The sequence below is a fragment of the Cohnella sp. WQ 127256 genome (assembly GCF_024519285.1).
Classification (GTDB): Bacteria; Bacillota; Bacilli; order Paenibacillales; family Paenibacillaceae; genus Cohnella.
This window is the reverse complement of sequence record NZ_JAMZCY010000001.1, coordinates 42,065-54,325: the sequence shown is the minus strand read 5'-3', so window position 1 is coordinate 54,325 and position 12,261 is coordinate 42,065. Positions and strand designations below refer to the sequence as shown.

At 45.5% G+C, this 12,261-nt stretch carries 10 protein-coding genes; 3 read left to right on the top strand and 7 right to left on the bottom strand.

Translation table 11 applies throughout. The features are described 5' to 3' along the window. Positions 1-5: 5 nt before the first annotated feature. The 3 genes from M1K58_RS00205 to M1K58_RS00195 form a co-directional block, all read right to left on the bottom strand. Complete coding sequence (locus M1K58_RS00205; protein ID WP_256756659.1) at positions 6-1,427, bottom strand: ABC transporter substrate-binding protein; 1,422 nt, start codon at positions 1,425-1,427, stop codon at positions 6-8. 122 nt (positions 1,428-1,549) lie between these two features. Beyond that, a complete protein-coding gene (locus M1K58_RS00200; protein ID WP_256756658.1) occupies positions 1,550-3,118 on the bottom strand; it encodes a response regulator in 1,569 nt (522 codons plus the stop codon). Next, entirely contained in the window at positions 3,093-4,943 is a 1,851-nt protein-coding gene (locus tag M1K58_RS00195; RefSeq protein ID WP_256756657.1) for a cache domain-containing sensor histidine kinase, read from the bottom strand. The genes M1K58_RS00200 and M1K58_RS00195 overlap by 26 nt, the downstream gene beginning before the upstream one ends. 237 nt (positions 4,944-5,180) lie before the next feature. Here M1K58_RS00195 and mtnK point away from each other — a divergent pair, with 237 nt between their 5' ends. Together mtnK and mtnA are read left to right on the top strand one after the other, a co-directional pair. Beyond that, positions 5,181-6,383 (top strand): S-methyl-5-thioribose kinase, encoded by a 1,203-nt coding sequence (mtnK, locus tag M1K58_RS00190; protein ID WP_256756656.1) that lies wholly within the window; start codon positions 5,181-5,183, stop codon positions 6,381-6,383. Positions 6,384-6,432: 49 nt separating this feature from the next. After that, positions 6,433-7,506, top strand: a complete 1,074-nt coding sequence (gene mtnA, locus M1K58_RS00185; protein WP_372339122.1) for an S-methyl-5-thioribose-1-phosphate isomerase — start codon at positions 6,433-6,435, stop codon at positions 7,504-7,506. A 23-nt stretch (positions 7,507-7,529) separates the two neighbouring features. Here mtnA and M1K58_RS00180 read toward each other — a convergent pair whose 3' ends face one another. Then, entirely contained in the window at positions 7,530-7,844 is a 315-nt protein-coding gene (locus M1K58_RS00180) for a YunC family protein (RefSeq protein ID WP_256756654.1), read from the bottom strand. Between the two features lie 178 nt (positions 7,845-8,022). On the opposite strand from M1K58_RS00180, the gene M1K58_RS00175 reads away from it, so the two are divergent. Beyond that, the gene (locus tag M1K58_RS00175) at positions 8,023-8,457 is read left to right on the top strand and encodes a hypothetical protein (protein WP_256756653.1); all 435 of its coding nucleotides are present in this window, start codon (positions 8,023-8,025) and stop codon (positions 8,455-8,457) included. A gap of 182 nt (positions 8,458-8,639) precedes the next feature. On the opposite strand, the gene nrdF is transcribed toward M1K58_RS00175, so the two are convergent. From nrdF to nrdI, 3 genes are read right to left on the bottom strand one after another with little or no spacing between them, the layout of a single operon-like run. Continuing rightward, positions 8,640-9,605, bottom strand: coding sequence for a class 1b ribonucleoside-diphosphate reductase subunit beta (gene nrdF, locus M1K58_RS00170; protein WP_256756652.1), 966 nt, complete (start codon positions 9,603-9,605; stop codon positions 8,640-8,642). Positions 9,606-9,651: 46 nt separating this feature from the next. Beyond that, a complete protein-coding gene (nrdE, locus tag M1K58_RS00165; protein ID WP_256756651.1) occupies positions 9,652-11,736 on the bottom strand; it encodes a class 1b ribonucleoside-diphosphate reductase subunit alpha in 2,085 nt (694 codons plus the stop codon). Continuing rightward, entirely contained in the window at positions 11,723-12,082 is a 360-nt protein-coding gene (gene nrdI / locus M1K58_RS00160; RefSeq protein ID WP_256756650.1) for a class Ib ribonucleoside-diphosphate reductase assembly flavoprotein NrdI, read from the bottom strand. Before nrdI ends, nrdE begins: the two co-directional genes overlap by 14 nt. Positions 12,083-12,261 lie beyond the last annotated feature (179 nt).

Genomic DNA, 12,261 nt, shown 5'->3' with positions numbered 1-12,261 from the left:
AGTCTTTATTCGTTCGGGTACACCCCTTGAACGAGAGGCTGAATTTGTGATTCCAGTTCATCAAGCGCCTCTTGTGCCGACTTCTTGTTCGTCCAGATCAAATCGAGTCCTGGTGCAAGCTTGCTGTTGATTTCAGGCCAATTCTTGATCGCAGTCGATGGGGACTTCACCGCGTATCCTTTCGTATAGTCAATACCCGCTTGACGGAATTCCGCTGGATGAGCCTCGTTATCTGTCCAAGATTTGATCGCTTCCTCTTCGGAATAATATTTGTCTTCCGTCGGCATCCATAAGCCCGTTTTATAGAGATCGACCTGCTCGGGATTATTATGATAGAGGTAAAATTCTAGCGCCTCCTTCGGATGCTTCGTGCTGTTGAACACAACGGTCGTCCCAGCAAGAATAACCGTCTTAGGCTCTTTGAGCTTAGGTAGGACACCAATTCCCCACTTCAGCTTTTTGTTATTTGTTAAGTCAAGCAACGCCCAAGTACCGTCAAGCACCATCGCTACCTTACGTGTTTGCAGCCTAACGTGATTGTCCGGCATGTTCTGCTGCTGGATCAAATCCGGAGATACGTGATGCGTATAAATCAAATCCTGCAGCTTCTGGAAAACCTCGACGCTTTCAGGTGAATTAAGCGCATATTTCGTGCCGGATTCATCAAGGATACCCGCACCGTTACTTTCAAGCAGCGGTCCGTAAGTTCCTCGATCACTTCCGAAAGAGAAGCCGTACTGGTCGATGCTTTTCTCCTGGAAGCCCTCTTCTCCTGGATGCTTGCCGTTCTTATCTTTAGTTAATTGCTTAGCAACTGTAACGAATTCGTCCCAATTCCAAGCTTTCGTCGGGTCAGACGGAGGGAGAGGAACTCCCGCTTCCTCGAAAATTTCCTTGTTGTAATACAGCACCATGACTTCGAGCGCGGTGAAGTTTGCTACTGCTTTGCCAGGCTCCGTGTACAAGTAAGAGGCTTTAAGTTTATTTTGTAGCTCTGGGTAATCTCCATAATATTGGCTGAAGTCGAGCAGCTTACCTTCGCTACCCCACTTATTCGTCAGAGCGTCTCCTAAATAAGCAACGTCCGGCAATTGGTTGGCAGCCATAAGCGTGTTCATTTTTGTATTGTAATCTCCTGGTACGTGCTCACCCTTCACCGTGATGTTCGGATGACTTTCATTGAAGGAATCGATCATTTTTTCCATCGCTTTTTTCTCATCATTGCTGCCCCAATACATGAAGGTCAGATTGACATGCTCCGCTGGTGCTGCTGATTCCTCTACGAGCTTGCTTCCACTTGCTTCACTAGGAGGTTTGCTAGAGCTCGCCTCGTTTCCGCCCTTATTTCCCGAGCTACAGGCGGTGATTCCCACTAGAACAAATACCATTAGAACGGCTAGCCATCTTTGTTTGTGCAAGTTGAGCATACTTTTGTCCCCTCTCGATTCAGTCTATTGGGTTACTCAACTTGATTATCGATTGTACCGGTAAGACGAACCATACAACGATTCCATGCCCTCTTTGTTTTGGTTCGATTTTTTGATGTATTTTATAAATAACGCTTACGAAACTCGGTTGGTGTGAATCCTGTGTTCTTCTTGAATGCGATACTGAAATAATTCGTATCCCCGAAACCTACCGCCTCAGCAACCTCGCACACCTTTCGCTGCGAGTCCAACAGAAGTTCACGGGCCCTCTCAAAGCGCACGCGTGTTAAAAAGTCCAGGAAGCATTCACCTGTTACCTGCTTGAACCGAGAGCTTAAATACTTCGGACTTAGGTGTAAATGCTGGGCTAAGCCGTTTAAGCTCGCATCCTCGTGGAGATTTTCTCGAATCCAAGTCTTCGCCTGCTCGAACATTCTAGGTACAACAGCTTCCTTTGACTGTTGAATCAGTCGACCGACTTGAACAAAATAATTTTTCACATATTGGATAATTTCGTTACCGTTGCTCATTTGGGATAGCACCAATAACGGGTCGTTCAGATCACTATTTTGTTGAGTAAGATGGATGAGGCTCTGACTCTGAACAACTCTCATAACGAATAGAACGAGCTGCGTGGCCATCATTTTTACTTGTCGCGAAGGCAATTCTCCAAGCTGCGTTGACCAATCCTGTAATATCGATAAGACAGCTCCATTATTGCCTGCTCTAATTTCCGATATCAGAATGAACTCCTTGTCGAGCAAGTCTTGCCGAGTCGTCTCCACAATCTGCACACTTTCGAAGGGAATAACTTGACCGTTTCCAACCCACCCCTTATGTTCAGCTGCATGTACAGCTTCACGGTAGGCTTCCGGCAAACGATTTAAATTTAGCACGGTTCTGCTTATCCCAATTGTCGTGGAAATTCCCATATACTCTTCTAGAGTTGTTCGAACCTGCTTGATAGCAGCCTCTACTATTTTCCTACCTGCAACAGGCAACACAAGAATGACTCGATCCGGAGCAATTGCCGCACCAAGAGTTCCTGACACGGATGAAGCTGCTTCAATCGCCAATCTACTGAATGCATAGCCGTACAGTTGTCTTTCATCTCCTTCTGCTACACGGAAAGGAATGACATCTAAATCACAGCATAGGACGACATAAGGCGCTCCGGAGCTTAGCGGAGAATTGTTCTCGCTCAGCAACTCCTCGATCGTATCGTCAACGGACCTCCTCTGAAGCAACAAATCAAGCAAAGCGTATTCCAACGCAACAGATCGCTTTTGCTCTAATCCCTTCGCCGTCTTTCTTTGCCTCACAACGCAATCCTGAGCTTTCTGTAAACCCGTTGTTAGTTCATCCTTCGTAATCGGCTTCAGCAAATAATCAACAGTCTGCAGCCCAATGGCTTCCCGAATATAAGTAAGCGATTCATAGCCTGTCAGGAAGAGTAAGGGCGTAGCTTCGTCCTTCTCACGAATTCGCCTTGCAACTTCTAGTCCGCTAATATCGGGTAGATTAATGTCTAGAATCACAATGTCCGGCCTTTGCTCCTCAAATAAACGCAATGCCGTTTCGCCATCCTCTGCCGCTGCGATAATTTCTATAGGTAGACCTGTCTGCAATACATGATGCTTCAGGCCTTCTCGAATGTGGAATTCGTCATCCACGATCAACAGTCGGAACATGCTTCTTTCCCCCTTCTGGTCGGTTCATCCACCAAGGAACGGTCAAGGTCACCGTTGTATATAAACCTAACTCGCTAGATATTTGCACCCCATATTGCGGACCGTAATAACGTAATCTTGCATGTACATTTCTTAATCCGAAGCCGACCTCATCCTTAACCTCATCACTCTCCACTTCTAACGCTTGGCGGATTTGTTCAAGTCGTTCAGGTTCGATCCCATTCCCATCATCGCTAACTGAGAATTTAACAGCACCTTCCTCCTTACGACCACTAAGCATCAAGTAAGCGACTCCCTGCCTTTTCTTCAAGCCATGATAAATCGAATTTTCGACGAGAGGCTGTAACAATAATTTAGGCACATAGCCATTTAGGACTTCCTCGTCTACCTCAGAGATCCATTCAAATTTATCGCGAAAGCGAAACTGCTGAACGTGGACGTAAGCATTCACATGCTCCACCTCTTCACTAATTCGAATCATTTCACTCCCTTGGCTTAATGCAATACGGAAAAACTTACCGAGTGCTCCAATCATTTCAGACATTTCTCGTTGTCCGTTCGCCAATGCTAAGCCGTTCAACGATTCGAGCGTGTTATATAGAAAATGGGGATTGATCTGCGCCTGTAGTGTTCGGAACTCTGCTTCCTTCCAAGAGAGCATGGCTTCGTATACTCGATCGTTGAGCTGTTGATTTTCACGCATCATACGCTGCAACCGATCTCCTATCTGTCCGACTTCATCCTTAGTATCAAATACAACGGCAGTTGCGTTTGCTCCGCCTGCTATGTTCATTAATCCCCTAAGCTTTCGAAGCGGAAGCCGAATGGTGTCGCTAAAACGATACGCCAGTATCCAGCCCACTAGCAGGACGACGAGGAAGATTTGAATCGTTAGCCTCCCGATGCGGTTAGCATCCTCGAACAGCGCTACGCTATCTACTCGGTGTAGTAGCGTCCAACCATTAAGAACAAGAGGGGCATAGGAAACCATTGAGCGCTCCCCGTGCCAATCCAACCATTCCTTTTTTTGCTCAGGCTGTTTTTCCGTCTCATTTGCGATGTATCGCAGCGCTATGAAATCCGCTTTGTCGTCCTCTGGCAAGCGATAAATGGGGATACCCGCACTGTCCAGAATCCAGAACTGTGAATTGGTGTCAGGCTTCAAAAACGATAAGCCATGAAAAAAACTCGACTTTTCAATCTCTAGCATCAGAAAGCCCAATTCCTCATAGTTACCCTCGGTTCTCCTGAGCAGCTTGCCCACATAAAGATGATCGTCAGGAATCGTGTTATCCTCTCGTACGAATGGTGAACCATTATGCCATGTCAGCCGATTATCCTCTCGTAGACTTTCGAAGTAGCGAATGGCTTCCTCTATCGTGGGAAGACCGCCAAAGCGGATCGAGTCATTGCCTTGGTATAAGGAACGGTTCGGTCCACCATTGGCGGCGTAAATAAGAGTGGATATAATGTAAGGCTTCGTTTGTGTTTGTGCGCGGATAATTTTGTTCAAACGCTCTACGTTCCTTAGAAACTCATAATCGTCAGAAGAAGGCTGTCGTAGGATCGATTGCACCTCTGGATTACCGAGAATCGCGTTAGTGAGATCGTTCAAGTCGGTAATCGTACCGTTCAGGAAGTTTGCACTCATGAGCCTCGACTGGTAGGCATGCTCCTCCGCCTTATTACCGAGTGATTGCACCGCTATTCGATAGAAGGTAAAGCTTAAAGCAACCATCGGCACTACGGTAAGCAGCAGGGTCAACACAAGAAATTTGCCGCGGATCGTTCGGATTTTCAATCCCTTAGGCCAATACTTGCCCATATCCAAGCCCCCCTTGCTCGCCAATCGATAATTAATCTGCCTAGTACATACAAATTAACATGGGCGAGCCTGTAAGGTCAGTCCTCCAAAACCCAACATTAGGTAGATAAAACTGACTTTTTAATCGGCATAGACCCCCTACTTTAAACCACAGGTAAAGTGCTTTATACTAACATCTATAGCATTCTACCTATTATTCAACTGAACCTATCGGTTAACCCTGTGGAGGCGAATTTTTTGAGTCAATATCATCCTTTAAATGAAGAAGAAGCGATCCTAATCGCTCGAACAAATACTAGTATTTTCGATTCACAGGGCGAACTAATCTGCAGAGAGATCGGCGATGGAAATCTTAATCTTGTCTTTCATGTCAGTCAGCCATCATCCGGTCAAAGCTTAATCGTTAAGCAAGCTTTGCCTTACGCCAAGGTCGTTGGAGAATCCTGGCCGCTCACATTGGATCGAGCCCGTATTGAAAGTGAAGCGTTAAGAATTGAAGAGCGGTTAGCCCCAGGACTTGTTCCGCAGGTTTACCATACAGACGAAGTGCTTGCTCTTACGATTATGGAAGACTTAAGCAGCCACGTTATTATGCGCCAAGGCCTAATGGATGGAGGAGTTTATCCAAAATTTGCCGAAGATATTTCCGATTTCCTTGCTCAAACGTTATTCTTCACTTCAGATCTAGGGATGAATCAACAGGAGAAGAAGCTGCTTGTCCGTTCCTTCGCCAACCCTGAGCTTTGCAAAATAACAGAGGATCTGATCTTCGATCATCCTTACACGGATGCAGATACGAACAGCTTTGACCCTCATCTACAGGGGGAAGTTGACGAAATATGGGCAGACTCCGCGTTACATCTAGAGGTCGCACTTCTTCGAGAAAAGTTTCTGACTCATGCACAAGCATTACTTCATGGGGATCTTCACACCGGCAGTATATTCATAACCCCGGAATCGACCAAGGTGATCGATCCTGAATTCGCATATTTCGGTCCTATGGGATTTGACATCGGTGCGGTTCTTGCTAATCTCTTACTCCATTATGCCTCCCAAGAACATTGGTCTACCGATGAGACCGCTCGTCAGGAGCGCAGGCATTATCTTATTCAAACCGTCCGCGATATCTGGACAGCCTTCGAGCAGAAATTCCGCGCTTTATGGAATGAACATGGCGTGGATCGTGTAGCGAAGGCAGACGGTTATCAAGACAACTATATGCAGAGGCTACTTCAGGACTCAGTCGGTTTCGCAGGGGCTAAAATGGTTCGTCGCATTGTAGGGCTGGCACATGTTGCAGATATCGATCGCATTCCCGATCAAGCCGTACGTGGGAAAGCGCAAAGATTAGCACTTGAAATCGGTAAAAGCTTGATCAAAAACAACCGTACAATTGCATCTATTGAGGAACTAATCGATATTGCCGGTTCCGCTTCTTAAAGATGATGAATATCGTTTTTAGGGCTATGAATCGAGAGGGGTTAACATGATGAGCCAGGAGCAACAGAGTCGTAAATCAGAGGTATTACATTCATTACGTTGGGAACAGGACGCTTTATCCTTATTGGATCAGAGACTGCTTCCTGAAGAAACGATCTACTTAAATCTCACAACGCCACAAGATGTTTGGGAAGCCATTCGTGAGCTCAAGGTAAGAGGAGCACCTGCGATCGGTATCGCCGCCGCTTATGGAGTTTACCTTGGTGTTGCAAACTTCACAGGCACCGTAGAGGACCTGGTAACTGAAGTTAACCGGCATGCTGAGTATTTATCTACATCTAGGCCGACTGCCGTTAATTTGTTCTGGGCGCTTGATCGAATGAAGACACATGCCGGACACTTGGCACAGTCAGGAACGACCACAACAAATGCGAAGCAGGCTCTACTTGCTGAAGCACAGCTAATCCAAGCTGAAGATGAGGCTACGAACCGCCTCATTGGAGAACACGCCCTTACTTTGTTCAAGGATGGCATGGGCGTTCTTACACACTGCAATGCTGGTGGACTAGCAACCGCGAAATATGGTACCGCCCTTGCCCCCTTCTACTTAGCTCTTGAGCAAGGCATTCATCTGAAGGTATTTGCAGACGAAACACGCCCTGTGCTACAAGGCGCGCGTTTGACCGCATATGAGCTTCATCAAGCAGGTGTAGATGTCACATTAATATGTGATAACATGGCCGGTCATGTGATGTCTAAAGGCTGGATTCAAGCCGTTATTGTCGGAACCGATCGCGTTGCCGCTAATGGAGATGTCGCCAACAAGATTGGTACTTATAGCGTAGCTGTTCTAGCTAAGGCCCATAATATCCCATTCTATGTAGCTTGTCCGCTTTCCACTATTGATTTGTCGACGCCTACTGGCGCCGACATTCCGATCGAAGAACGTCATTCTGATGAAGTAGCTCTTAGCTTCGGTAAGCGCACCGCTCCCCAAGGCGTTGCAGTCTACAATCCAGCTTTCGACATTACTCCAAATGAGCTTGTTACAGCGATCATTACGGAGAAAGGCATCCTGACAGCGCCTTATTCCGAGCATTTGCAGCAGCTATTTCTCAAATAATCTTTATGGAATGAAGATTTTTGTTAGGAAGCAGCCTTCGCCAATATGCGAATTGCTTCCTGACCACTCATCCCAACTGTAATCCCTATATCTCTTGCGGCATCCGTTACCGATTCGAGTGGGGCATTGAGTAACTCCTCTAAAGTCCGCACGCCTACGGCGCGACCCGCGATGATTTCGCGATGCTTCAGTTTCTCGTTAAGCAATTGTACATCTAAAGCACCACACATAATATAACCATTCCCAGCTGTAATCGCTAATAGCGTTGTTTTGGGCAACAACACCTCAACACCGATTGCTGTACAATCATCGATTTGAAGCGGAACAACTCTAACCATGCCTATCACCTCCCTGCCTGTCATTCGGCATAGGTTCTTGCGATATAGAATATGCGCCATTCGATTCAATTTTCAGGGCATTTAGACCCATTATGCTATTTCGGGCGATAAAAACATGATATATTAGGGATAAAGGCATGGTTTCAATGAACTACGCACTATGATGGAGGCATTTTGTATGAACATAACGAACAAAACACCCGATGGCTCCTATATATTTAATGTGGAATTTAATATTTCTGCTACCAGCAGAGGTGCGGCATTAGAACAATTGCTGCATGCTTTAGCTGATTCTAACTTCTCTGATTACCGAATTGAATCAGACAAAAAGCCTAGCACTAAGGACGTGGTCGTTCCGACACCCGCTCCGCCCAAGAAAATCGCTGTTAAAGCACCTACTCAGCCTGATCCATTCGAACTTCGTATTCGTCAATATATAGAGAGCAACAAACTTCTTAGACTAAATATTAATAAAGGTCTTGGGGTGACTATGAGTATCCCTTGCCGCGTCATTAATTTTGACGCAGATACCCAACTGCTAACTGTATATCATGTAGACGAAAAACAAGTCTATTCCGTTGGATTAAACGAAATAGACGATTTTATAGACTAATCGCACTTATTAAACCGGGGTTATCTCCGAGGGTCCATTCAGACTTTCGAGATAACCCCAGTTTTTTGTGCTCTCCCCCTTCACAGCCCGCAATATTGTCAGGATTCCATGTATACAAATAGCCTCCAACCCCACTTTCTCAGTGGTGTTGGAGGCTATTTACTACTGATTTGGTAACTGGATTAGAAATCAAATTTGAAGTCATCATCCGTCATCGCTTCAACATGGATGGTCCGAACGTACCCGTTCCCTTTTTTCGAGAAAAAGTCATGCTGCTTCGTTCGTGTGCTAATCCCGTTGAAAACAATTGGATTCACGTCTTCTTCAGGAAATACAGGATCAAATCCCATGTTCATGAACGCTTTGTTAGCATTGTAGCGAATGAATGTCTTTACTTCCTCCGCTAATCCAACTGACGTATATAGCTCGTCCGTATATTTTTCCTCGTTCTGATGGAGATACATCAGCAGTCCGTGTAGAACCTCGTAGGCTTCGTTCTGCTCGTCCTCATCTAGCTTGGCATATACTTCTTGGGCGAGAACGCCAACGTATAACCCATGGATGCTCTCATCGCGCAGAATGAGATCAATGACTTCGCCGCTGCTCGTCATCTTACCTTGACCCGCCAAGTACAACGGATAGAAAAATCCGCTATAGAACAAATAGCTTTCTAGTAGTACAGATGCCGCCATTGCCAGGAATAATCCCTTAGGAGTTTCGATGTTGTTATAATATTGGACGATCGTGTCCGCTTTCGTTTGGAGGAACGAATTGTTCTCCACCCAGCGGAATACTTGATCGATTTCTTCGGTCGTTGCTAGTGTCGTGAATATGCTGCTATAGGACTTAGCATGGATCTGCTCCATCATCCCCATGAACCCAAGCACAGCCTTACGCTGAAGCCCCTCTACATGCTCCAGAATCCTCGGCATGCCAACTCCGCCCTGTACGGTATCTAGAAGCGTCAAGCCCCCCAGAACCTTCATATAGAGCTCACGTTCCTGCTCACTTAACATCATCCAGGACATCTTATCGTCGGACAATGGAATTTCCTCGTCCGTCCAGAATTGCATGATGTTCTGATTCCAGAACGTAATCGTAAAATCATCGTCGGGACGGTTCCAGTTGACGGCTTTATGCGCACACATTAATATTTTGACCTCCTAATTGCTTATGTTACAGGTTCGAACTCTCTTATACGGAGCAAGTAATGCATTCTTCTACGGATAACCGGTTCGTACGCGTGTAATAGAGCGATTTAAGGCCCTTCTTAGCTGCGTAAACATAGTAACGGGAAAGCTGTCTTGTCGTTGCATCACTGTTCACGTGGAGAACGGCAGAGATCCCTTGATCCACATGAGGCTGAATTTCGGCAATAAGATCAATAACTTTGAATTGATCCATCTGGTAAGCAGATTTATAGAAAAAGAAATTATCTCGGCTAAGGAATGGCATCGGATAATAAGTTGTCGAATTGGCATAAGTACGTGTTTCAATCGGCTCTACGATTGGCATAACGCTTGAAGTTGCATTCTGAATATAGGAAATGCTCTGTGTTGGCGCAATCGCTAACCGATAAGCATGATACAGTCCATTATTCGCGACATCCGCTTTCAGCTTCAGCCAATCCTCAGGTGAAGGGATAGCTATCCCTTCGAACAACTGCTTGACTTTATCCGTCGCAGGACGATAGTCCGTCTCTAGATAACGCTCAAAGTAAGTCCCTTTTGCATATTCTGAACGTTCAAAGCCTTGGAACGAAGTCTCAGTATCGCGAGCAATCTCCATGCTTTTCTCCAAAGAATAAAAGTTCATCATCATGAAGAACGTACGGACGAAGTCGCGTGCTTCTGCGCTTTCATAGGCGATCTTGTTCTTAGCTAAGTAGCCGTGTAGGTTCATGGCGCCAAGTCCAACGGAATGCAGCTCTGCATTCGCTTTAGCCACTCCTGGAGCGTTAGCTACTGTTGTCATATTACTAACTGCCGTTAACGCGATTATACCTTCATGTACCGATTCTTTGATTTTACGCAAATCCATGACATTAGCGATGTTGAGCGAAGCAAGGTTACAGCTAATATCTCTACGGATAGTATCTGGCTCGAAGTAGTCACCAATTTCTGATGTTTCTTGGAGCTGGAATATTTCCGTACATAAGTTCGACATCTTAATATTGCCGATATCTTTAAGCGCGTGTGCGCGGTTAGCGTTAGACTTGTTCATGATGTAAGGGTAGCCCGATTCCAATTGCGTTGTTGCGATCTTACTAAGCATATCCCGTGCGCTCATGATAACTTTCTTCTTCACGCGATCATCTGCCATGAGCTCATCGTACATGCTATCGATATCTAGATCATCCAGGTGTACACCATAAGCCTGGAATACCGTATAAGGTGCGAATACATGAAGAGGCTGATCTTTTTCCGCTAGTTGATAAAATTTATCAGGCACGATCAACCCGATTGACAATGTTTTCAGACGGGTCTTCTCGTCTGCGTTGATCTTCTTGCTATCAAGGAACTCCATAACGTCCCAACCAAAGATGTTGTAATAACCCGCTCCAGAGCCCTTACGCTGCCCCATCTGATCCGCATAGGAGAAAGCATCCTCCATGAGCTTAAGGACCGGCATAATGCCTTTAGCAGCGCCTTCCACCCCTTTGATCGACTCACCCCGTCCGCGAATCTTCGACAGGTTCACGGCTACGCCTCCGCCTATTTTCGACAGCTGCATGCATGTCCCAATTCCGTAATTGATCGAATTAAGAGAATCATCCATTTCTAATAGGAAACAGGATACCATTTCACCACGTCTGCTTTTCCCTGCATTAAGGAAAGTCGGAGTCGCAGGCTGTACACGTTGCTCCATCATGGCGGAGGCCAATGCTAGGGCAACCCCATGATTTCCTCTAGACAGATGAAGTGCCACAATAGCTACCCGATCTGCATATTGTTCTAAATACAGTGATTTATCGTTAGTCTTAACGGCATAGTCTGTGTAAAATTTCGATGCTGCCATGTAAGACTTAAATTGGAACCCGTAGCTGTGAGTAAGATCGTATATGTCTTCAACCTCACGCTCAGTAAATTGTTTGTAAACATCCTCATAGAAATTGTTGTCCACCATATAACGGACTTTGTCATTCGTTGATGAGAATTGAATGCTATTGCGCTTAACGTCAGCCATAAATTCTTCTACAGCTTCACGGTCTTTGTCTAGTTGAAAGAAACCTTCTGGATCTTTTTGCATTAATAAGTTATTTAACTCAATATGACGCAACTGCATGCACCTCCTGTACAAATTGTTCTACATCCCGTTTTGTGCCCGACAATTCAAATTTGCTAATAATCGGCACCCCATACATGGCTGCGATGTGGTCTGCGCTAAGGGCAAAGCCATCTCCCCAATTCCGATTACCACTCGCGGATACACCGCGCATTTTGCTATGATTGCGTCTCAAGAAAGACGTTACTTTATCCGGGACTTGTCCAAAGCCCGTCGTATATGTAACTAGAATGAAAGACTGATCGATATCTAGCGACTCCTCGATTTGTATAGAAGGTAGCTTGAGCTTATCTATAAACCTCCGTACATTTCCTGTCTTGGAATCATATGCAATCAACATCCTATCCATTCTCCTCTCAATGCCTTAGACACAATATGTATAGCGACTCGTTTCAATTTATATCAATATATTGTGTAAGTCAATGAGAAAGTTGAACTATTCATAGTGCTTGTTATATTTCTTAATTCTCTACCAAGGGGCTATTTCAGCAGCAAAACCGCGCTAGAATGCGGCTCTAT

What these genes read in the sequence shown, in the direction of transcription:
- M1K58_RS00175 (WP_256756653.1), top strand. Translation starts at nt 8,023, where the DNA reads ATGAACATAACGAACAAAACACCCGATGGCTCCTATATATTTAATGTG.
- nrdI (WP_256756650.1), bottom strand. Translation starts at nt 12,082, where the DNA reads ATGTTGATTGCATATGATTCCAAGACAGGAAATGTACGGAGGTTTATA.
- M1K58_RS00195 (WP_256756657.1), bottom strand. Translation starts at nt 4,943, where the DNA reads ATGGGCAAGTATTGGCCTAAGGGATTGAAAATCCGAACGATCCGCGGC.
- mtnA (WP_372339122.1), top strand. Translation starts at nt 6,433, where the DNA reads ATGAGCCAGGAGCAACAGAGTCGTAAATCAGAGGTATTACATTCATTA.
- nrdF (WP_256756652.1), bottom strand. Translation starts at nt 9,605, where the DNA reads ATGTGTGCGCATAAAGCCGTCAACTGGAACCGTCCCGACGATGATTTT.
- M1K58_RS00205 (WP_256756659.1), bottom strand. Translation starts at nt 1,427, where the DNA reads ATGCTCAACTTGCACAAACAAAGATGGCTAGCCGTTCTAATGGTATTT.
- M1K58_RS00200 (WP_256756658.1), bottom strand. Translation starts at nt 3,118, where the DNA reads ATGTTCCGACTGTTGATCGTGGATGACGAATTCCACATTCGAGAAGGC.
- M1K58_RS00180 (WP_256756654.1), bottom strand. Translation starts at nt 7,844, where the DNA reads ATGGTTAGAGTTGTTCCGCTTCAAATCGATGATTGTACAGCAATCGGT.